Genomic DNA, 21,120 nt, shown 5'->3' with positions numbered 1-21,120 from the left:
GAGTTCTCCGTGCGCAAGGAAGGGGCGGCGTCGTGATCGCGTACGAAGACATCAGTCACCTCGCCATGGAGGTCACCGACCTGGAGGCGGCCGAACGGTTCTACGCCGGCGCCCTCGGGATGGAGGTCCTTTGCCGCGACTCCGGCGAGCTGGGCAACGGACGGCTGATCCTCAAGAACGGTTCCGGCCAGCTCTTGTTCCTGGAGAAGGTCGACGAGTTGTCCCAACGCTCCCGCTTTTCCGGACCCGACTCCGGCAACGTCCCGGACCCGGGGGCCGGGCTGCGCTACAAGGGAGCGCATCTCGCCATGAGCGTGGGCTCCATCGAGGAGTACGACGAGATCTACGAGAAGCTGGAAGCCCACGGTGCCTACATTGAAGGCGACCTCCGGGCGGCGCAACGCGCTCCCGGCGAGAAGAGCGTCTACCTCTACGACCCCGCCGGCAACCGGCTGCAGCTCATCATCCTGCCTGTACCGGAGGGTGCCTAGCGGCGCCCGTGATATCGTGAACCCGTCAAACAAGCCGGCGCGGGTTTCGCCGCGCCGCAAAGGAGGACAAGGGATGAAACGTCCAACCAAGGTTTTCGCTCGTGTCGCCGGCCTCGCGCTGGCCGCCGCTTTCGTATTGTCCCAGCCTCTGTGGGCCGCCGAGATGAGCCCGGCGTTGAAGAAGCTGGTGGCCGCGGCCAACGCCGAAGGGACGCTCAACGTCTCCTGGGGGACCACGAGCATCGGCGGCAACAAGGGCGCGGAGGCCATCGAAAAGGCCATGCGCGAGATGTGGGGATCGAAGGTGGATATCCAGTACACCCCCGGCCCGTCCATGCCGCGCATCGGGCATCAGCTCGCCACCGAGTTCGCCGCGGGGCAGAAGGCTTTCACCGACATCTACTTCGCCAACGGCGCCTCCATGGCGCCGCTCCTGAAGCGCAACATGTTCCTCAAGGTGGACTGGAAGGCCCTGGTGCCGGACCGGATCACCGACGAGGTCGTCGAGCAGGACGGTCAGCTCGTGCGCATCTATTCCGGCATGTCGGGGGTAACCTACAACACGCGCCTGGCGCCCATGAAGCCCACCACGCTCGGCGACTTCCTGAAGCCCGAATGGACGGGCAAGATCGCGTCGACCCCCTACGCGGCCGGTTTCGACACGATTTCCTCGACGGCCATCTGGGGCCCCGAAAAGACCCTGGACTACGTCCGCAAGCTGTCCGGCCAGATCACCGGGCTGATCCGCTGCAGCGAGCTGGAACGCATCGCCTCGGGCGAGTTCCTGGCCCTGGTGATGGATTGCAGCGGCCAGTCGGCTTTCATCTGGAAGGAAAAGGGCGCGCCCATCGACCAGATGATTCCGCGCGACGCCGCGCAGATCCGCTACTACTACATGATGCTTCCGAAGAATACCGCCCATCCCAACGCGGCGAAGCTCATGGCTGCCTTCATGAGCACGGCGAAGGCGCAGGAGATCCTGTGGAACAGCGACCGGACGGACCTGCACATCTACCCGGGCTCGCGCATCGCCAAGAAGGTCAATGAGCTGCGGAGCCAGGGCGTCAAGCTCACCGACGTCTCGACCGACTGGATCCTCGCCCATCCCGAGACCATCAAGGCCAAGAGGGCCGCCATCAAGATCCTCACCAGCAAGAGGAAGTAGTGTCGCTGACCGCGCTGCGCTCGCTTCCACGCCGGCATGAAGGGCGGACCGACGTTCTGCCGCCCTTCATGTTCGGCGCGGTCGTGTTCATGAGCATCCTCATCCTCGGATGCCTTTCGATCGTATTCTGGATCAGCTTCATCAAGGGCGAACCCGACGCGGAACACTACTACACGCTGCAAAACTACATTTCGGTGGCGCTGGACGAGCGCACCTACGACGTGCTCTGGAACACCTTGGGCTTCGCGGCCACGTCACTCGCCGTCGCCTTCTTCTTCGGCATCCCCGCGGCATGGCTGGTGGAACGGACCAACCTGCCCGGCAAGACCCTCGTCTTCACGCTGATGACCATCGGCCTGCTGATGCCGGGGTTCGCCGCGGCCATGGGCTGGCTGTTCCTGATGCACCGCCGCATCGGCCTGCTCAATACGTGGATGATGCAGGCCTTCGGCCTCACCAGCGGCCCCTTCGACATCTCCACCATCCTCGGCATGGGCTGGGTGCAGGGCCTCAACCTCGCGCCGCTCTCCTTCATCATGACCGCGGCGGTCTTTCGCGCCATGGACCCTTCACTGGAGGAATCCGCCCAGATGAGCGGCGCGCGCGGCGGCCGCATCATGCGCGCCATCACCCTGCCGCTCGCATGGCCCGGCATACTCGCGGCCGGCATCTACATCTTCACCATCGGCTTCGCCGCGTTCGACGTGCCGGCGATCCTGGGCTGGGGCAGCCGCATCTTCACCTTCTCGACGTTCCTCTATCTCCTGACCAGCCCGGAGGACGTGCTGCCGCACTACGGAATGGCCGCCGCCTTGAGCGGCGTGATCGTGGTCACGGCCGCGCTGCTGGGCTGGTGGTACGCGCGCATGCAGCAGCGCGCCCGCCGCTATGCCGTCATCACGGGCAAGGCCTACCGCCCGCGCATGGGCGAACTCGGGCGTTGGGTCTGGCCCGCATGGGGCTTTCTCGCGGCCTACTTCATCCTCTCCAAGCTGGTGCCGGTCCTGATGGTGATCTGGGCCTCGCTGCTGCCCTACTTCATGTTGCCGGACAAGTTCGCCTTCTCGCAGGTGAGCCTCGATCAATACTTCACCCTGCCCTGGCGGCTCGTGCTGACCGGGTTGGGCAACACGGCCATCCTCATGGCGCTGACGCCCACCATCACGCTGTTGCTGAGCCTGGGCTTCTCCTGGGTCGTGCTGCGCTCGCGCCTGCCGGGCCGAGCGCTCTTCGACTTCATCGCCTTCCTGCCCCACGCGGTGCCCAACATCGTGTTCGGCGTGGGGGTCATCCTGCTTACGCTGTACGTCCTGCAGACCGTGTTGCCTCTCTACGGCACGATCTGGATCCTGCTGCTGGTCTTCATCGTCGCGCGCGTCAGCTACGGCACCCGCATGACCAACAGCGGCATGATCCAGATCCACTCCGAACTGGAGGAATCGGCCCAGGTCAGCGGCGCCACCACCTTCGCCACCTTCCGCGAGATCGTGGTGCCGCTGCTCGCCCCGACCCTCATCTACGCCTGGCTGTGGATCGCCTTGCTGGTCTTCCGGGAGCTGACGCTGGCGGTGATCCTCACCACGCCGCGCAACATGACGCTCCCCGTGGTCATCTGGAGCACGTGGCTCGGGGGCGGCCTGGGGCAGTCGTCCGCGCTGGTCGTGCTGATGCTGTGCCTGATGATCCCCCTGGTGGCCCTTTACTGGTTCGTGGCCGCGCGGCACGGGCTGCTGTCGGCCCGCGGCGACGCATAGGAACGGCACAATGGCATACATCATCGCCGTGGACATCGGCGGCACCTTCACCGACCTCGTGGCGTTCGACCACGAGAGCGGCAACGTCCTGTTCGCCAAGAGCCCGACGACCTACGACAATTTCGTCGACGGCATCCTGGAATGCATGCGCAAGGCCCGCGTCGCTGCGGCGGACGCCCGGGTAGTCAATCACGGGACCACGCTGGTGATCAACGCCATCATCCAGCGCAGCGGCAACCGCGCGGCGCTGGTGACCACGCGGGGCTTCCGCGACGTGCTGGAGATCGCCCGCGGCAACCGTCCCGACCCGTTCGACCTGCACTACAAGCGCGACGAGCCGCTGATTCCCCGGGAGCTGCGCTACGAGGTGTCGGAACGCATGGGCTGCGACGGCGCGGCGGTCGCCCCCCTGGCGACGGACGAGCTGGCGGGCCTCGCGAGCGAGCTGCGGGCCCAAGGGATCGAGGCGGTCGCGGTGTCGTTCATGAACGCCTATGCCAACGCCGAGCACGAGGAACGGGCGGTGGCCGCGCTCTCCGAACTTCTGCCCGACGTTTACGTGACGGCCGGCTCGGATCTCTGCCGGGAGTGGTACGAGTACGAGCGCAGCGCCACGGTGGCCGCCAACGCCTACGTGGGGCCGCAAGTGTCGACCTATATTCACCGTCTCGACGACGAGCTCCGCGGACAGGGGTTCTCCGGTACGCTCTACATGATGGGCTCCAACGGCGGCGTGCTCTCGGCCGAACGCGCGTGCCGTCAACCCATCGCGCTGGTGGAATCGGGACCCATCGGCGGTTGCATCGGCGCGGCCGCCTACGCCGAGGCCCTCGGATTCGACAACGTGATCTCCTTCGACATGGGCGGCACCACCGCGAAGTGCGCGCTGGTGGAGAACGGGCGCTTCTCCGTCGACTCCGTCTACTACGCGGGCGGCTACATCCAGGGCTTCCCCATCAAGGCGCCGGTCATCGACGTCATCGAGGTGGGCTCCGGCGGCGGCTCCATCGCCTGGCTCGACGAGCAGAACCGGCTGCACGTCGGTCCCCGCTCGGCCGGATCGACTCCCGGGCCGGTCAGCTACGGGCGCGGCGGCGCCGAGCTGACCGTGACCGACGCGAACCTTCTCCTGGGGCGGATCGCGCCCGACCGCTTCCTGGGGGGCGAGCTGCCGCTGGACGCCGGCGCCGCCAAGGCCGCGCTGCTGCGGGACATCGCGCCGGCCCTGGGATATACGGATGACGAAGGCGTGGTGGAGCTGGCCGACGGCATCGTCTCCATCGCCACGGTGGTGATGGCCGGCGCCGTCCGCCGCCAGACCATCGAGCACGGCCGCGACCCGCGCGATTTCGTGCTGTTCAGCTACGGCGGCGGCGGGCCGCTGCACGCCGTGGCGCTGGCGCACGAGCTTTCCATCCCCACCGTCGTGGTCCCGCCCGAGCCGGGCAATTTCTCCGCCACCGGGATGCTGCTCGCCGACGCCCGGCTCGATGCTTCCGAGACCTTCGTGGGCCTCCTCGACGAGGCTACCGTGGCCGGGATGGACGGGAGGTTCCAGGAGCTCGAAGCCAAGGCCGCGGCGGCCCTCCGTGAAGAGATCGGCGCCGGCGAGGTGCTGTTCGAGCGTGCCGCGGAGATGCGCTATCGCGGCCAGCGGCACAACATCAAGGTGACGCTGCCGGCGCTTCGAAGCCCCAAGGAGATTCGCGAGATATTCGACCGCGACTACGAGCGCCGCTACGGCCATGCCGACACCCGCGCCGAAGCGGAGGTCCAGGCGCTCCATCTGTCCGCCTTCGCCAAGCTCCGGCGGCCGGACCTCGCGCGGCTCTCCCGCGTTCCCGACGGCAGCGGCGACGAACGCGGCACCCGGCCGGTGCATTTCTCGACGGTCGGCGGCTGGACCGACGCCAGGATCTACGAGCGCTACGAGCTGGCGCCCGGATTCACCGGTCACGGGCCCGCGATCATCGAGGAATACGGAGCGACCACCGTGGTGTGGCCCGGCGACAGCTTCGAGATCGGCCCCTATCGGGAGATCCGCATCCAGTGCGGCGGCGCCGACAACGCGCCGGGCGCCGTGGAGTCACGGGGATCCGCGTCCCGGCAGGCGCCGGCAAGAGCCACGGGCGACGGGGTCGACCCCATCACCCTCGAGGTGATCCGGCACGGCATCGTGTCGATCAACGATCAGATCGATGCCAACATGACCCGCACGGCCTTCAGCCCCTACATCTACGAGTACAAGGACTACGCCGTCGGCATGACCGACCCCGACGGACGGCTGATCGCGCAATGCAACGGCGGCATGCCCATCTTCGTGGCCGATGCGGTGGGCGCCGCCGTGCGCGACGGCCTGAAAGTCTACGGCAAGGAACGCCTGCGCCACGGCGACGTGGTCCTGTGCAACCACTCGGCGGTGCAGGGCCAACACCTGAACAACACGGTCATGTACACGCCGATCTTTGCCGGACCGGACGGCGCCGGCGAGCTCATCGGCTTCATGGCGGTCAACTGCCACTGGATCGACATCGGCGGCAACTTTCGCGCTTCGGGGGTGGGCGACATCTTCTCCGAGGGACTGCAGCTCCGCTCCGTGAAGCTCTGGTCCGGAGGCGTGCCTATCGAGGAAGTCTATCGCATCATCGAGAACAACACGCGCTTTCCCGTGGAGCTGCTGGGCGACATCGAAGCGCAGCTCGGCGGCTGCCTGCTGGGCCGCGACCTGACCGTGAAGCTCGCCGAGCGGTTCGGGCTCACGACCTGGCGCGACGCGCTGGAGCTGATGCTGGACCAGTGCGAGACCGCCATCCACGACCGCATTGCCGCGATCCCGGACGGCGTCTACGAGGCGGAGTCCTTCCTCGACAACGACGGGGTGAGCGAGCGGCGCCTGCCCATCAAGGTGCGGGTCATCGTCGACGGGACGGACATGACGGTGGATTACACCGACATGCCCGGCGAGGTCGAAGGCCGGCTCAATTCCGGCCGCCACGGCGGCGGCCTGACAACCGCTCGGGTCGCCTTCATGTACCTGGTGGCCCGGGGGGAGCCGGCCAACGAGGGCACCTTCCGGCCCCTCAAGCTCATCCTGCCAGACGGCAAGCTCGTCAGCGCCAACCCGACCCGGCCGATGCTGCACTACGGCTTCCCCTTCCCGACCATCATCGACACGATCGTGAAGGCGCTCCAGACGGCCATGCCCGAGCAGGTGACCGGCGCCCATTTCGGCACCTACTCGTCCGTGGGGTTCTTCGGCTACCGGCCCAACGGCGCGCTGTTCAACTGCCACGACTCGGCCCACGGCGGATGGGGCGCATGTGCGACCCACGACGGCGCCGGGCCTTTCCGTTCCATGGCGCACGGGGATACGCGCATCATTCCCATGGAGCTTCAGGAAACCATCTACCCGTTCCGCTACGAGGAACTCTCGCTGCGCGAGGATTCCGCGGGCGCCGGCCGCTACCGCGGCGGTTTCGGCTTCCGAAAGAAGTACCGCATCCTGGCGCCGTGCCAGCTATGGACGAACTTCGACCGGATCCATTGTCCGCCCTGGGGCGTGCTCGGCGGCATGGACGGCAAGTCCGGGCAGGTATCGGTCTACCGCGACGGCTCGGGCGAGCCCGAGATATACTACAAGACCGACGGCGTGCCGGTGCGGCCGGGCGACCTGATATGCGTCGAGGCGGGCGGAGGCGGAGGTTACGGGCCGCCGGCGGAGCGGCCGGTGGAAGAGGTATTGCACGACGTCCGGCGAGGCTATGTCTCGGAGGAGAGCGCGCTGCGCGACTACGGCGTGCGCATCCTGCCGGACGGCACCGGGAGACGCTAGTGAAACTACCGCGAGGCATGGAAATGGTCCATGTAAGGGCGACCGGCGGGGCGCCCCTATATGGACAGGCTCCTGGTGTCGTGTCCCCGTGAACATTGCCTTCGGTCGGATTTGGGGGCAAACTCGGCGTGAGCCCGTTCGCCGCCGACCCAGACGGAATCTTCGACCTTTCGGAATGAGGAACGGCCGGCTTCACGCCACGGTAACCCGATGATACGAATCGAAGGTCTTCACCTGACGTATCACTCCACGCAAAGCGACGTCCATGCCGTGCGCGGCGTCGACATCGAGGTGGAAGGCGGCCATTTCTACACGCTGCTGGGTCCGTCGGGCTGCGGCAAGACGACGACGCTGCGATGTGTCGCCGGTCTCGAGTGGCCGGACCAGGGACGGATTACCGTCGGCAACGACGTCGTCTTCGATGCCGCCAGCGGCGTCGCCAAGCCGTCTTTCGAACGCAACATCGGCATGGTGTTCCAGTCCTACGCCATCTGGCCGCACATGTCGGTATTCGACAACGTCGCCTTTCCGCTCAAGCAGCTACGCCCGCGTCCCTCGGGCAGGGAGATGCGCGACCGGGTGATCCGGGCGCTGGCGCTGGTGCACCTGGACGGCCTTGAAGACCGCCTTTCACCCTATCTCAGCGGCGGCCAGCAGCAGCGGCTCGCCCTCGCCCGCGCCCTGGTGCGGGAGCCCGAGGTGCTGCTGCTCGACGAGCCTCTGTCGAATCTCGACGCGAAGCTGCGCGAAGAGATGCGGAGCGAAGTGCGGGACTTGGTAACCTCCCTCGGCGTCACCACGCTGTTCGTTACCCACGAGCAGATCGAGGCGCTGACCATGTCCGACCGGATCGGGGTCATGCACGACGGCGTCATCGTCCAGCAAGGGACGCCGGGCGAGATTTATGACAGCCCCGGCAACGCGTTCGTCGCCGACTTCATCGGCAAGACCAACTTCATCGACGGGAAGGTGGTGGCGGCGGGCGGGAGCGGCACGAGCGGGGTTGTTGTCGAGACCCCTTTCGGGCGGCTTCGGGTACACGGCGCCGGCCCCCTTGCCCAGGATGCCCCGGCCCGGATCGCCATCCGGCCCGAAAACGTGGAGCTCGTGGAGAACGACGCCGGCGGCGCCAACGTCGTGGAGGGCACCATCCGGCAAAAGGCGTTCCTCGGCAACATGACCTACTGCACGGTCGTTGCGGCCGATCGGGAACTGCAGGTACAGACCCACCCCGGCGTCGTCGGCGTCGTCGGCGAGGGCATCCGGCTTCGGCTGCCGCCGGAACGTTGCGTCGTCATCCGTGACTGAGCCGCCGTTTCCCGATCGACTCTGGAGATTCTGATGCCCTATGTCGTGGCCGTGGATATCGGAGGCACCTTCACCGACCTCGTCGCGTTCGATCACGAGACCGGCGATGCCACCTATTCGAAGAGTCCCACGACGTACGGCAACTTCGTGGACGGCATCCTGGAATGTTTCGAAAAGAGGGACCTGGCGCCGAGCGCGGCCAATTTCCTCAACCACGGGACGACGCTGGTCATCAACTCCCTGATTCAACGCCGCGGCGCCAAGTGCGCCCTGGTCACCTCGGAAGGGTTCCGCGACGTCCTGGAGATCGCCCGAGCCAACCGGCCCGACCCGTTCGACCTCCACTACCAACGGGACGAGCCGCTGATACCGCGCGAACTGCGCTTCGAGGTGCCGGAACGGGTGGACGCCAAGGGCGAAGTGCTGACACCGCTCGATGCCGGACGGGTCGAAGCCGTGGCGGAAGAGCTGAAGCGGCTGGAGATCGAGGCGGTCGCGGTCTTCTTCATGAGCTCCTACCTCGACCCGTCGCACGAAGAGCGGGCCGCGGACATCCTGAAGCGCCTGCTCCCTGGGGTCTACGTGACCTGCAGCACCGAGCTGACGCGCGAATGGTACGAGTACGAACGTACCTCGACCGTCGCCGCCAACGCCTACGTCGGCCCGCAGGTCAACGCCTACGTCCGCCGTCTGGAAAGCGACTTCCGTGACCGAGGCTATGCCGGCTCGCTGTTCATGATGGGGTCCAACGGCGGTCTGCTGTCGGTGGACCGGACCTGCCGCCAACCCATCGGGCTCGTGGAATCCGGACCCATCGGGGGCTGCATCGGCGCCGGGGCCTATGCCGAGGCCTTGGGAATCGAAAACGTCGTCGCCTTCGACATGGGCGGCACCACGGCCAAATGCGCGCTGGTGGAAAACGGCCGCTTCACCGTCGAGTCGGTCTACTACGTCAACGGCTACGTCAAGGGCTTCCCCATCAAGTGGCCGGTGATCGACATTGTCGAAGTCGGTTCCGGCGGCGGCTCCATCGCCTGGCTGGACGACCAGAACCGCCTCCACGTGGGGCCCCAAAGCGCCGGATCGACGCCGGGGCCGGTCTGCTACCAGCGCGGCGGGACCGAGCCCACCGTGACCGACGCCAACCTGGTACTGGGCCGGCTCAATCCTCATCGCTTCCTGGGCGGCGAACTGAGCCTCGGACTTGACGCCGCCCGTCGCACCATTGCCGAAAGGACCACCACACCGCTCGGATACCAGGGCGAAGAGGGATTGATCCGGACAGCCGGCGGCATCGTCTCCATCGCCACCGTGCTGATGGCCGGCGCGATCCGGCAGGTCTCGGTCGAGCACGGACTCGACCCGCGCGATTTCGTCCTCTTCGCCTACGGGGGCGGTGGGCCGCTGCACGCCTCCGCGCTCGCGCGCGAGCTGTCCATCCCCTCGGTCGTCATTCCACCGGAGCCTGGCAACTTTTCGGCCGTCGGGATGCTGCTGGCGGACGCGCGGGTGGACGCCTCCGAGACCTTCACCGGAATCCTCGACGACGCGCTCGTCGCCAGGATCGACGCCGGTTTCGGCGACATGGAAGCCGCGGCGGCGGAATCTCTCCGCCGGGATTTCGGAGCGGACGACGTATTCTTCGAGCGCAAGGCGGAGATGCGCTACCGCGGTCAGCGGCACAACATACACGTGCCCATCACGGGCCTGCGGAACGTGTCCGAGATAAGAGAGGCCTTCGAGCACGACTACAAGCGCCGCTACGGCCATGCCGACTCGAAGGCGCCCACCGAGCTTCAGGCGCTGCATCTCTCGGCCTTCGCTAGGCTACGGCGGCCGGACATCGCGAACCTGCGGCGCAAGGCGGCGGCCGGCACGGCGTTGGAGCAGCAAAGCCGCCTAGTCCATTTCGACGGCGTGGGGAACGCCCTTGAGACCGACATCTACGACCGCGATGCGCTGGAGCCGGGGTTCGCGGCCCAAGGACCCGCGGTCATCGAAGAGTACGGCTCGACAACACTGATCTGGCCGGGCGACCGTTTCGAGATCGGCGAAATGGGGGAAATCCGCGTCACGTGCACCTAGCCACAATACGTCATTCCCGCGGAAGCGGGAATCCAGGGGTGGGGAAGCGGAACATGGCGTACTTCCCCGCCCCGCCCTTCCTGGATTCCCGCTTCCGCGGGAATGACGGGAAGTGGAACCAGGGGGAACCATGAGCAAGAGCACCGCCAGACAACTCCCGGACACCCCGGAACGGATCGATCCCATCACGCTGGAAGTGATCCGTTGCGGCGTCGTGTCGATCACCAACCAGATCGACGCCAACATTACGCGGACCGCGTTCAGTCCCTACGTGTACGAGTACAAGGACTTCGCCGTGGGGCTGGTGGACGTGGACGGGCAACTCGTGGCCCAGTCCACCGGAGGCATGCCGCCCTTCGTCGCCGATGCCGTCGGGACCGCGGTACGGGACGGCCTCGAGATCTACGGCCGCGAAGGGTTGGGCGACGGCGACGTCGTGCTCTGCAACCACCCGGCCGTTCAGGGGCAGCACCTCAACAACACCGTCATGTACACGCCCATCTACGGGGGTGCGGACCGCAAGACCCCACTCGGCTTCTTCGCCCTCAACGTCCACTGGATCGACATCGGCGGCGTAATGCACGGCTCCACCGACATCTTCATGGAGGGGCTCCAACTCCGCTCCATCAAGCTCTGGTCGAAAGGCGAGCCCATCGAGGAAGTCTATCGCATCATCGAGAACAACACGCGCATGCCGGTGGACCTGATGGGCGACATCTCAGCGCAGCTCGCCGGGTGTTTCCTGGGTCGCGACCTGACCCTCGCGCTGGCCGACAAGTACGGAACCGCCACTTTCTTCGCGGCCATCGAGACCATTCTGGCTCAAGGCGAAGAGTTTTCGCGCGGCCGCATACGGGAGATTCCGGACGGCGTATACGAAAGCGAAGCTTTCCTGGATGACGACTCCATGGGCACCGAGCCGGTGCCCATCCGCGTCAAGGTCGCCGTCGACGGCGACGAGATGACCGTCGATTTCACCGGTCTCGCCGAGCAAGTGCCGGGCCCCTTGAACTCGGGCTATTTCGGCGGCGGCGTGACCGCGGCGCGGGTCGCCTTCAAGTACCTGATCGCGCCGCGCGAGCCGGCCAACGAAGGCGTTTACCGTCCGCTCAAGCTGATACTGCCGGAGGGGAAGATCCTGAGCGCCCGGCCCACCGCGCCCATGGCCGGCTACCCGATGCCCTTGCCGACGGTCATCGACACCGTCATCCACTGTCTCGAGGACGCGCTTCCGCACCTGGCCACCGGCGCCCATTTCGGCACCCACTCGGGCTTCCAGGTCTACGGCAACTGGGCGGACGGGCGGCGCTTCCACGGCCATGACAGCGGCCACGGTGGCTGGGGCGCGGGCGACGGGCACGACGGCGCCGGGCCGTTCCGTACCATGGCCCACGGCGACACGCGCCTGATCCCCATGGAGCTTCAGGAAACCCTGCTGCCGTTCCGCGTGTGCTCCCTCTCGCTGCGCCAGGACTCGGGCGGACCGGGGAAGTTCCGCGGCGGCATGGGCTTCCGCAAGGAGTACGAAATCCTCTACCCCTGCACCCTCAACACCAACGTCGACCGCAGGAAGTGCCCGCCCTGGGGCGTGCGCGGCGGCAAGGCCGCCAAGTCCGGTAGCGTCACCATCATCAAGGCCTCGGGCGAAACCGAGACCATGGGCAAGGCGCGGAACTGCAAGCTCGAGCCGGGCGACCGCGTGATCCTGGAAACCGGCGGCGGAGGGGGATGGGGGCCGCCGGAGGAACGCGCCGTCGAACTGATCCAGCGCGACCTCGACCGCGGCTACATTACGCCCGGGAGCGCAGAGCACGATTATGGCGTGCGTGTCGAGGGTGGGCGAGTAGTGAGAGACTAGTGATCTTCGGCTCGGGGGCAACGGCGAAAGGAGGGCAAACGTCAAAAGGTTCTGTCAAAAAAACGCCTTGACAAGCAAAGTTTGGGGTGGCTAACCTGCACGCGCCTGGGATTCGACCGTCTTCGCCAGTCCCGATGAAGCAGCCGATTGGGACAATCAATGCGCGGGAGGAACCTGTGGGCGCCAACGATTCCGAAACACAGGTCATTCGCTCGACCGTCTGGTCGGCCGGCGCCGGTTGCCACGGCGGCTGCGGCGTTGACCTGCACGTGCGCGACGGCAAGCTCGAAAAGATCGAAGGGGTCAAAGACCACCCCTACAATCAGGGGACGCTTTGCCCCCGCGCCCTGGCGCTCAAGGACTATGTCTACCACAAGGACCGGCTGCAAACCCCGCTGATCCGTGAAGGCAGGCGCGGATCCGATACCTGGCGGCCGGCGTCATGGGAGGAGGCGCTGGGTCTGATCGAACGGCGCATGAACCAGGTCCGGGAGGATCACGGCGCCGAATCCACATTGTTCGTACAGGGAACCGGCCGCGACGTGGGCGGCTGGCTGGTATTCCTGGCCTACAACTACGGCAGCCCCAACTGGCTGCAGGCCCTTCCGGGAAATTCCTGTTACCACCCGCGCCTGCTCTCGATGCAGGTCGCGCTGGGTGACTATGTCGTGCCGGACGCGTCCCAGTTTCAGTCGAAGCGATACGACGATCCCGGCTGGACGCTTCCGGAGTGCTACATGGTGTGGGGCCAGAACCCGGTGGCGACCTGCAATGACGGTAACCACGGCCACTGGATCATCAACTGCCTCAAGCGCGGTTCCAAGGTCATTTGCATCGATCCCAACTACACGTGGCTCGCTTCGCGTGCGGCCTTGTGGCTTCCGATTCGTCCCGGGACGGATGGCGCCCTGGCGCTCGGCATGCTCAACGTGATCATCAACGAAGAGCTGTATGACAGGGAATTCGTCACCAAATGGGTCTCGGGCTTTGACGAACTGAAGGAACGCGTCCGGGACTATCCCCTCGACTGGGCCGCGAGAACGACCTGGATAAAGAAGGACCTGATCGTCGAGGCCGCGCGGTTGTTCGCACGGTCGCGCCCGGCGGCGCTGCAATGGGGCGTACCGATCGACTTCGCACCGGAGGGCTTTTCCGTCGCCCTCGCCATCAACGCCCTGTGGTCCTTGACCGGCAATATCGAAAAACCGGGCACGATGGTTGTCGGACGGCCGGCTTTCGGCGTGACATCGTACCCGATGTCGCAGCAGGCCATTTCCGACATGTACGGGGACATGATGCCGGCCGAACAGCGGGACAAGCGCATCGGCGCCGACAAGTACCCGTTGGTCAAGCACATGCACTGGCGCGCGCAGCCGGATGCCGTGATCGACCAGATCTTTTCGGCTGATCCGTATCCGGTCAAGGCGTCCTTCATCGCGGGTTCGAACTTCGTCGTCGGCGCCCAGGATCCATATCGCTGGCGCGAGGCGTTCGACCGGCTTGACTTCAACGTGGTGGTCGACCTGTTCATGACCCCGACGGCCATGGCTCTCGCCGACGTGGTGCTGCCGTCGGCGAGTTTCGCGGAACGCGACGGTGTGCGAGCCTGGTGGGCGCCGCTCACCGCGCAACACAGGGCATTCCGCGTTGGGGACTGCCGGTCGGATGCTGAAATCTGCTTCGATCTCGCGCGCCGCTTCAATCGCGATTTCAAGTTCGACACGCTTGACGACCTCTATCGCTACTACTTGAAACCGTCCGGCGTCTCCCTCGAGGAACTACGCGCAAACAACTGGATCGAACCGCCGCGGGATGCCGCCGACACACCGTATCACCGTCATGAACGCGGGTTGTTGCGCAAGGACGGGAAACCGGGCTTTGCCACGCCGTCCGGCAAGATCGAGCTCAATTCCGCGCGACTCAAGGAATGGGGCATGGACCCGCTTCCACGCTATGTCGAACCGGCGATCAGTCCGGTGAGCACACCGGAACTGGCGAATAAGTATCCGTTGATACTCAACACCGGTTCGCGGACCATCGCGTTCTTCCACTCCGAACACCGGATGGTCGATTCGCTGCGGGCGATGAACCCCGATCCACAAGTGGAAATCAATCCGAAAACCGCGGCCGACCTGGGCATCGACAACGGCGACTGGGTGTGGCTCGAAAACGATTACGGACGGTGCCGGATGCGGGTCAAGATCAGTCCCGTGCACCCCCGCGTCGTCGTGGCGCAGCATAGCTGGTGGTTCCCGGAAAAGATCGGCGAACAGGATTTCGGCGCCTATGAGTCCAACGTCAACGTACTCATTCCCGGCGGGCTGTTCTCAAGTTCCGGCTTCGGCGGCGCACAGGTCAAATCCGTTCTCTGCCGCGTCGTAAAGGACACGCCGCGGGAAACAGTCTTGGAGCGAACTCAATGAGCAAGGTTCAGGGTCTCTGGATTGACGTCGAATTCTGCACCGGATGCAAGGCCTGCGAAATGGCCTGCCGGCAGGAACACGGTCTCTTGCCGGAGCAATACGGGATCAAGGTTTCGGAGCAGATCCTGAATGGTGGATTCACCTATAACTTCGTCCCGATCCCTACCGAGCTCTGCAATCTGTGCGCTCACCGGAACGACGAGCCCGCTTGCGTGCACCACTGCATGGCATCGGTGATGCGCCACGGGAACCTCACCGATCTCGTGAAGGCGCTCGAGGAACGGCCCGGCAGCGTGCTGTGGACAGCCAAGAAAACGGATGCGACCCGTGCAAGGGGCGCGGATGTGTTTGCCGAAAACGTCGCTGATGGCAGCGAAAGCACGGAGGAATGACCGGGACCCTGCTTCGAGACGGCTTTCTCCTCGTCCCACACCGTCGCCCGCCCACGGGCCATTCAGTTCGAAACGTAAAGAAACAAAGGAGGACTCCATGAAATCGGCACTCAAGGCGTTCGCCATGTTGTGGGCCGCTCTTTTGGGGCTGGCCTTGGGTCTCACTCCGGCTTCAGCCAACACGTACAGGATCGGCCTTGCCGTTCCCGTAACCGGCACCGGCGCCGATGCCGGCAAACGCGAAGCCATCGGCGCCCATGCCGCCGTCAACGCGATCAACGGCGCCGGGGGAATCAACGGCAGCAAGATCGAATTGTTCTTCGCGGATACCGGGAGCAACCCCCAGGACGCCGTCAACGCCATACGCAAGCTTGCCGGCGACGACAACGTGCTGGCCATCGTGGGACCCCACTACTCCGGCGTGGCCGAGGCGACGTTCCCGCTGGGCAACCGACTCGGCATCGTCCAGATCGCCGTTGCCTCGTCGAAGCCGGGGGTTGCGGCGGCAAACCGGCCCTTCGCGTTCCGCAACACGCTTACGGAAGACAAGGTGGCGGCGGCCGTCGTGGCCAAGTTCAAGGCTCGTTACAATCCGAAGAACGTCGCCATCATCACCGATATCAAGGACGCGGTTTCACGCGCCATCGGCACGGCCGTGCTGCCGGCGGCGTTGAAGAAGGCGGGCATCAAGATCTTGAACGAGGGCGATCCCGTCACGTTTCAAACCGGCGACGCCCAGTTCACCGCCCAGGTCACCAAGCTGAAAGCCATGAATCCGGATGCCGTGGGCCTCGGCGCCCTGGGTCCGGATGCTCTGAACATCATCACCGAGGCGCGCCGGCAGGGCATGACACAAACGTTCTTCGGTACCGCGCCGCTGATGGAGGGCAACATCCCGGAAAAGGGCGGCGACACCGTCGCCGGAACCGTCTCGGGCACGATCTGGGACTACACGCTTGCCGATGAAGGCAGCAAGCGATTCATCGCCGACTACGAGGCGGCCTCCACGCTGTATCCCGGCAAGTTCACCAAGCGTCCCGACTACTACGCCGTGAACGCCTATGATGCCGTCTTCATGATCAAGGCCGCCATCGAAGCCAAGGCGATAGCAGCCGGAGGGTCCGATCTGGCGGATGCCAGGAAGAAGATCAAGGACTATATGGCGGGCCTCAAGGACTTCGACGGCGTTGCCAGCAGCGGCTTCAACGATGTCGGCGACGGCATGAAGAACGTCCATGTCTTCGAAATAAGAGGTGGCCTCTGGGCACTGATGAAATAGCGCCGTAGTGAGGATACACGACACTGGGTCGTTGAGATGATCGCGCAGCAGATCGTCAACGGCCTGATGCTGGGCAGCACGTATGCGTTGATCGCGCTCGGCCTCACCTTGGTGCTGGGCGTGTTCAACAAGCTCAATATCGCCCATGGCGACGTGTTCATGTTCGGCGCCTTTGCCGGACTGGCCTGCGCCGCGGCGGGAGCATCGTTCGCCGTGGCCATTCTCGCCGGAATGGCGGCGGCGGCGATCGTCAACGTCCTGATCGAACGCTTCTGCTTCCATCCCCTGCGCAATTCTCACTTCCTGGCTCCCATGCTGAGCACGATCGCCTTCGGCATCATGCTCCAGAACGTGGCCACGCAGATCTGGGGCTCCGATCCGTCGCGCTTTCCGAACGTGGAAGCCACCACGCAGCTCGAGTTCGGAGGCGTGCTCCTGTCTTCGGTTCAGATCGTGATCCTCTTGGTTGCAACCGCCTTGATGGCCGTGATCGATGTGGTGATCCACCACACCGCGATCGGGCGCGCATTGCGGGCCACGGCGATCGACCGGGAAATCGCCGGCACGCTCGGTATCAATACCGGCAAGGTCATTTTCTTCACGTTTCTGACCGCCGGTGCGCTGGCCGGGATCGCCGGAGTGCTTACCGCCACTGTCTACTCGCAAATCACGCCGCACATCGGAATCCGGCAGGGGATGATCGGAATGGTGGCAATGGTGATCGGCGGGCTCGGCAACTTGCGCGGCGCCATGCTTGGAGGAATAGCGATCGGCGTGGTTGAAATCCTCAACGACGCCTATCTCGGCGCGGCCTACCGCGATCTCGTGGTGTTTTCGCTGTTCTTCGGCTTCCTCATCATGAAACCGGACGGGCTGATCCCGCAGGACAGGGCCATACGCGCATGAGCGTATACATGGAAGGCGTTCTGGCAATCATGGGGATCAACATCCTCATGGCCTACAGCGCCTACGTCATTATGGCCACCGGGCAACTGTCCCTCGGAAATGCCGGGTTCATGGCCATCGGCGCCTATTGCGCCGGATACCTGACAACCGTTGCCGGCGTCGATCTCCTGCCGGCGATAGCGGCGGGAGCCCTGCTTGCCGGCGCCGTCGGAGTGATCCTCGGAATACCGGCGCTGAGGTTTCAGGGCTTCTTCCTCGTGCTGGCCACGCTGGGGTTCGGCGAGATGGTACGTGCCTTCTTTGTGAACTTCGAGCCAACCGGCGGCGCCTACGGAATGCGCGGCCTGTTCGGCGCCGAACTTCACCATATCGGATTCGCGGTGGCCGTCGTCACGCTGCTGATCTGGCTCCTGGAACGCTCGCGCATTGGCCGGGCTTTCGACGCGGTTGCCGCGGACGAGGAGGCAGCCGCGTGCGTCGGCATCAATGTGCGGCTGATCAAGGTCCTGGCTTTCGGTCTGGGCGCCATGATCGCGGGCATCGCCGGCGGACTGTACGGCCACTACCTTCTCTACATCGAACCGGGCAATTTCACGTTCCTGTTTTCGGCCATGGCCGTGTTGTTCGTCATCCTCGGCGGCATGGAAACCGTTTGGGGCGCACTGCTGGGTGCGGCGATTTTCTCACTGTTGCCGGAGATCCTTAGGTTCATGCTCAATTGGCGCCTCAGCCTGTTCGGCGGGGTTCTCATACTCCTGATGATCATCCGGCCGCGTGGTCTGTTGACAAGACAGCTCCTTCGAAATCTCATCAAGCCGCTGATGCGTAGAACAACCAATGTTGCTTGACGTCGACAGGGTCTCGAAGCGCTTCGGCGGGGTACGCGCGCTGGAAGAGGTGTCGCTGGCGCTGCCGGAATCGGGCGTCTTCGGACTGATCGGACCCAACGGCGCCGGCAAGACAACCCTCTTGAACATCCTGTCGGGAACCTACCCGGCAACTTCGGGATCGATCCGTTTCCTCGGGCGCGATTTCAGCCGCACCAGCGCGCACCGGATCGCACAAGCCGGAATCGCGCGAACCTACCAGAACATCCGACTGTTCACGGCAAACACGGTGCTGGAGAATGTCCTTGTCGCGCAGAACAGCCGTGCGCCGCTATACGGCCTGCAGTCGGTCTTCTGGCCCGGAGGCAAGGCGGAGCGCGCGCTGGCCGGAGAGACGAAGAGATTGCTCGAACTGATGGATCTCTGGGACAAACGGGACTACCTGGGCGGTGCGCTATCGTATGGGGAACAGCGTCGCCTCGAAATCGCCCGCGCCTGTGCTCTGAGGCCGCGACTTCTCCTGCTCGACGAACCATCCGCGGGCATGAACGCGGCCGAGACCGACGCATTGTGGGATCGGATCGACGAACTGCGTCGAGGCGGCCCGTGCATATTGCTCGTAGAGCACGACATGGACCTGGTGATGCGCCGCTGCCAGCACGTCTTTGTCCTCAACTTCGGAGAACTGATTGCCGAGGGGAGCCCCGATATCATCCGGAAGGACCGCTCGGTGATCGAAGCCTACCTTGGCGAGGAGGAAGACTGATGCTTTCGGTACGCTCCCTCAGGGGCGGCTATGGCTCCATTGAAGTGCTGCGCGGCGTGGATCTTGATGTTCAGCGCGGGGAAATCGTCGCTCTGATTGGAGCGAATGGCGCGGGGAAGACAACATTCATGAAGACGCTGGCAGGCGTCCATGCACCCGGTTCCGGCACCATCGATTTCGAGGGCAGCTCCATATTCGGACTGCACAGTCATCAGGTTGTCGCCAGGGGCATCAGCCTCGTCAGGGAGGGACGGGGAATCCTCGCGCCCATGAGTGTCGAGGAGAACCTCTTGCTTGGCGGATACTTGCGGTCGCCGCAACAGGCCGCGGAGGCGATCGAATACATTTATGGCCTGTTCCCCATTCTCGCCGAGCGCCGGCGTCAACCGGGGGGTACGCTCAGCGGCGGCGAGCAACAAATGCTGGCCATCGGGCGCGCGCTCGTTGCACGCCCGCGCCTGCTTATGCTCGATGAACCTTCGCTTGGTCTGGCGCCAAAGCTCGTTTCAACCATTTTCGAATGCATTGATTCGCTGAGAAGGGAGGACACGGCGATCCTGCTGGTTGAACAGAATGCGAGAAAGGCCCTGAAAATCGCGGATCGCGGTTACGTCCTCGCAGGCGGAAGAATCGCGATGAAGGGCGACGCGGCCGACCTGTTGCATGATCCGCAGATTTTTTCCGCATACCTCGGAAATACGAAAGCACAAAGCGGCGGTTAGGGGGTTGGTTGGAGGAATGATGCGGGGAGGCTAACGCATAGCACTCAGGCGTCCCCCCAAACCTCGGCGGCAACTTCCACCATGCGCGCGAGCTTGGCTTCCTCGTCGGCTTCGGTGAGGGGGTTGCCCTTGACCGAGCTGGCGAAGCCGCACTGGGGGGCGAGGGCGAGGCGTTCGAGGGGGGCGTAGCGGGCGGCGGCGTCGATGCGGCGCTTGAGGTGGTCGGCGGATTCGAGGGTCGGGCCCTTGGTGGAGACGATGCCGAGGGCGACGACCTTGCCTTCGGGGAGGAAGCGCAGGGGCTCGAAGGTGCCGGCCCGGGGGGTGTCGTATTCCAGGAAGTAGCCCTGGACGTTGATCTCGTTGAACAGCACCTCGGCCACGGGGTCGTAGCCGCCGGCGGCGGCCCACAGCCCCTCGCGGTTGCCGCGGCACTGGTGCATGGTGACTGTGACGTCCGCGGGAAGGCCTTCGAGGCACTGGTTGATGCGGCGCGCGTACTCGGCCAGCACGGCCTGGGGGCCGGAGCCCCAGGAGCGGAACACCTCCTCGTATGTCGGGTCGCACAGGAACGGGATGGCGACGTCGTCGAGCTGGATGTAGCGCGCGCCGGCGGTCGTCAGGGCGGCCAGCTCCTGGCGGTAGGCGGCCACCAAGTCCTCCCAGAAGGCATCCACGTCATCGTAGGCGGAACCCACGACTCCGGGGTCGCCGCCGGCGAAGCAGTAGACCACCGGGGGCGCCGGGATGGTGACCTTGGCGATTGCGTCCGTGTTGGCGTTCAGAAACTCGAAGGCACGGACGACGGCGCTGGGGCGCCAGCGTATCCTCCCCTCCACCCACACCACGGTGAAGTCCTGCTGGCGGCTCTCCTCGTTGCGCCAACTGAAGGGCGAGGAGGCGCCCTGGCGGGTGGCGGAGAAGCCATCCCAGGTCATCATCAGCTCGCTGAACCAGCTCCGGCGACGAAACTCCCCGTCCGTGGCGGAGCGCAGGCCCACGCGCTTCTGCAGCGCGATGACATCGTGGATGAAACCGTCCTCGATCTTCGCCAGCTCCTCGTTGCCGTGGGGACCCAGGTTGCTCTCGGCGGTGTCCGGCCCAAGGAGGCGCACCCTGGCCTCCTTGAGCCCGGCAGGGCGCAAGAGGCTGCCCACATGGTCGGCGCGGAACGGCGGCTTGGTTCTTGGCGGCATATCGGTATTCCGGTGGCTACGAGCCTGCGCCGTAGAAGAATTCGCCGGCGAGATCATCGCGGGAGAGGGCGACCGGCCGGTCGCCCCTACGGCGTTCGTTTGGACAGTCCAGAGGG

General features: G+C 65.2%; 15 protein-coding genes. 14 read left to right on the top strand and 1 reads right to left on the bottom strand.

Translation table 11 applies throughout. From position 1 onward, the window contains the following. From OXU42_14245 to OXU42_14180, 14 genes are all read left to right on the top strand, one after another. Positions 1-491, top strand: a 491-nt coding sequence (locus tag OXU42_14245; protein MDE0030551.1) for a VOC family protein, incomplete at its 5' end; no start/stop codon positions are given. Positions 492-564: 73 nt separating this feature from the next. Continuing rightward, positions 565-1,656, top strand: coding sequence for an ABC transporter substrate-binding protein (locus tag OXU42_14240; protein ID MDE0030550.1), 1,092 nt, complete (start codon positions 565-567; stop codon positions 1,654-1,656). Continuing rightward, complete coding sequence (locus tag OXU42_14235) at positions 1,656-3,410, top strand: iron ABC transporter permease (protein ID MDE0030549.1); 1,755 nt, start codon at positions 1,656-1,658, stop codon at positions 3,408-3,410. The genes OXU42_14240 and OXU42_14235 overlap by 1 nt, the downstream gene beginning before the upstream one ends. Positions 3,411-3,420: 10 nt before the next feature. After that, positions 3,421-7,242: a hydantoinase B/oxoprolinase family protein gene (locus tag OXU42_14230; protein MDE0030548.1), complete on the top strand. Its 3,822-nt coding sequence runs from the start codon at positions 3,421-3,423 to the stop codon at positions 7,240-7,242. Between the two features lie 210 nt (positions 7,243-7,452). After that, on the top strand, positions 7,453-8,550 hold the full coding sequence (locus OXU42_14225) for an ABC transporter ATP-binding protein (GenBank protein MDE0030547.1): 1,098 nt from the start codon (positions 7,453-7,455) through the stop codon (positions 8,548-8,550). A gap of 33 nt (positions 8,551-8,583) precedes the next feature. Further along, a complete protein-coding gene (locus OXU42_14220; protein ID MDE0030546.1) occupies positions 8,584-10,635 on the top strand; it encodes a hydantoinase/oxoprolinase family protein in 2,052 nt (683 codons plus the stop codon). A gap of 130 nt (positions 10,636-10,765) precedes the next feature. Then, complete coding sequence (locus OXU42_14215; protein ID MDE0030545.1) at positions 10,766-12,493, top strand: hydantoinase B/oxoprolinase family protein; 1,728 nt, start codon at positions 10,766-10,768, stop codon at positions 12,491-12,493. Between the two features lie 176 nt (positions 12,494-12,669). After that, a complete protein-coding gene (locus OXU42_14210; GenBank protein ID MDE0030544.1) occupies positions 12,670-14,916 on the top strand; it encodes a molybdopterin-dependent oxidoreductase in 2,247 nt (748 codons plus the stop codon). Next, the gene (locus OXU42_14205) at positions 14,913-15,308 is read left to right on the top strand and encodes a 4Fe-4S binding protein (protein ID MDE0030543.1); all 396 of its coding nucleotides are present in this window, start codon (positions 14,913-14,915) and stop codon (positions 15,306-15,308) included. Before OXU42_14210 ends, OXU42_14205 begins: the two co-directional genes overlap by 4 nt. Continuing rightward, positions 15,244-16,587, top strand: a complete 1,344-nt coding sequence (locus OXU42_14200) for an ABC transporter substrate-binding protein (protein ID MDE0030542.1) — start codon at positions 15,244-15,246, stop codon at positions 16,585-16,587. Before OXU42_14205 ends, OXU42_14200 begins: the two co-directional genes overlap by 65 nt. Positions 16,588-16,623: 36 nt before the next feature. Further along, positions 16,624-17,493 carry a branched-chain amino acid ABC transporter permease gene (locus OXU42_14195; GenBank protein MDE0030541.1) on the top strand — a complete coding sequence of 290 codons (870 nt, stop codon included), beginning with the start codon at positions 16,624-16,626 and terminating at the stop codon, positions 17,491-17,493. Positions 17,494-17,501: 8 nt separating this feature from the next. Continuing rightward, positions 17,502-18,341 (top strand): branched-chain amino acid ABC transporter permease, encoded by an 840-nt coding sequence (locus OXU42_14190; protein ID MDE0030540.1) that lies wholly within the window; start codon positions 17,502-17,504, stop codon positions 18,339-18,341. A gap of 49 nt (positions 18,342-18,390) precedes the next feature. Further along, entirely contained in the window at positions 18,391-19,086 is a 696-nt protein-coding gene (locus tag OXU42_14185; protein ID MDE0030539.1) for an ABC transporter ATP-binding protein, read from the top strand. Then, complete coding sequence (locus tag OXU42_14180) at positions 19,086-19,808, top strand: ABC transporter ATP-binding protein (GenBank protein MDE0030538.1); 723 nt, start codon at positions 19,086-19,088, stop codon at positions 19,806-19,808. Before OXU42_14185 ends, OXU42_14180 begins: the two co-directional genes overlap by 1 nt. A gap of 44 nt (positions 19,809-19,852) precedes the next feature. On the opposite strand, the gene OXU42_14175 is transcribed toward OXU42_14180, so the two are convergent. Beyond that, a complete protein-coding gene (locus tag OXU42_14175) occupies positions 19,853-21,004 on the bottom strand; it encodes a 5-methyltetrahydropteroyltriglutamate--homocysteine S-methyltransferase (GenBank protein MDE0030537.1) in 1,152 nt (383 codons plus the stop codon). Positions 21,005-21,120 lie beyond the last annotated feature (116 nt).

It is taken from the genome of Deltaproteobacteria bacterium, assembly GCA_028818775.1.
In the GTDB taxonomy this organism is placed as follows: Bacteria; Desulfobacterota; Binatia; order UBA9968; family JAJDTQ01; genus JAJDTQ01.
This window is presented reverse-complemented; position numbering and strand designations above follow the sequence as displayed.

What these genes read in the sequence shown, in the direction of transcription:
- OXU42_14240 (MDE0030550.1), top strand. Translation starts at nt 565, where the DNA reads ATGAAACGTCCAACCAAGGTTTTCGCTCGTGTCGCCGGCCTCGCGCTG.
- OXU42_14230 (MDE0030548.1), top strand. Translation starts at nt 3,421, where the DNA reads ATGGCATACATCATCGCCGTGGACATCGGCGGCACCTTCACCGACCTC.
- OXU42_14225 (MDE0030547.1), top strand. Translation starts at nt 7,453, where the DNA reads ATGATACGAATCGAAGGTCTTCACCTGACGTATCACTCCACGCAAAGC.
- OXU42_14220 (MDE0030546.1), top strand. Translation starts at nt 8,584, where the DNA reads ATGCCCTATGTCGTGGCCGTGGATATCGGAGGCACCTTCACCGACCTC.
- OXU42_14215 (MDE0030545.1), top strand. Translation starts at nt 10,766, where the DNA reads ATGAGCAAGAGCACCGCCAGACAACTCCCGGACACCCCGGAACGGATC.
- OXU42_14205 (MDE0030543.1), top strand. Translation starts at nt 14,913, where the DNA reads ATGAGCAAGGTTCAGGGTCTCTGGATTGACGTCGAATTCTGCACCGGA.
- OXU42_14195 (MDE0030541.1), top strand. Translation starts at nt 16,624, where the DNA reads ATGATCGCGCAGCAGATCGTCAACGGCCTGATGCTGGGCAGCACGTAT.
- OXU42_14190 (MDE0030540.1), top strand. Translation starts at nt 17,502, where the DNA reads ATGGAAGGCGTTCTGGCAATCATGGGGATCAACATCCTCATGGCCTAC.
- OXU42_14180 (MDE0030538.1), top strand. Translation starts at nt 19,086, where the DNA reads ATGCTTTCGGTACGCTCCCTCAGGGGCGGCTATGGCTCCATTGAAGTG.
- OXU42_14175 (MDE0030537.1), bottom strand. Translation starts at nt 21,004, where the DNA reads ATGCCGCCAAGAACCAAGCCGCCGTTCCGCGCCGACCATGTGGGCAGC.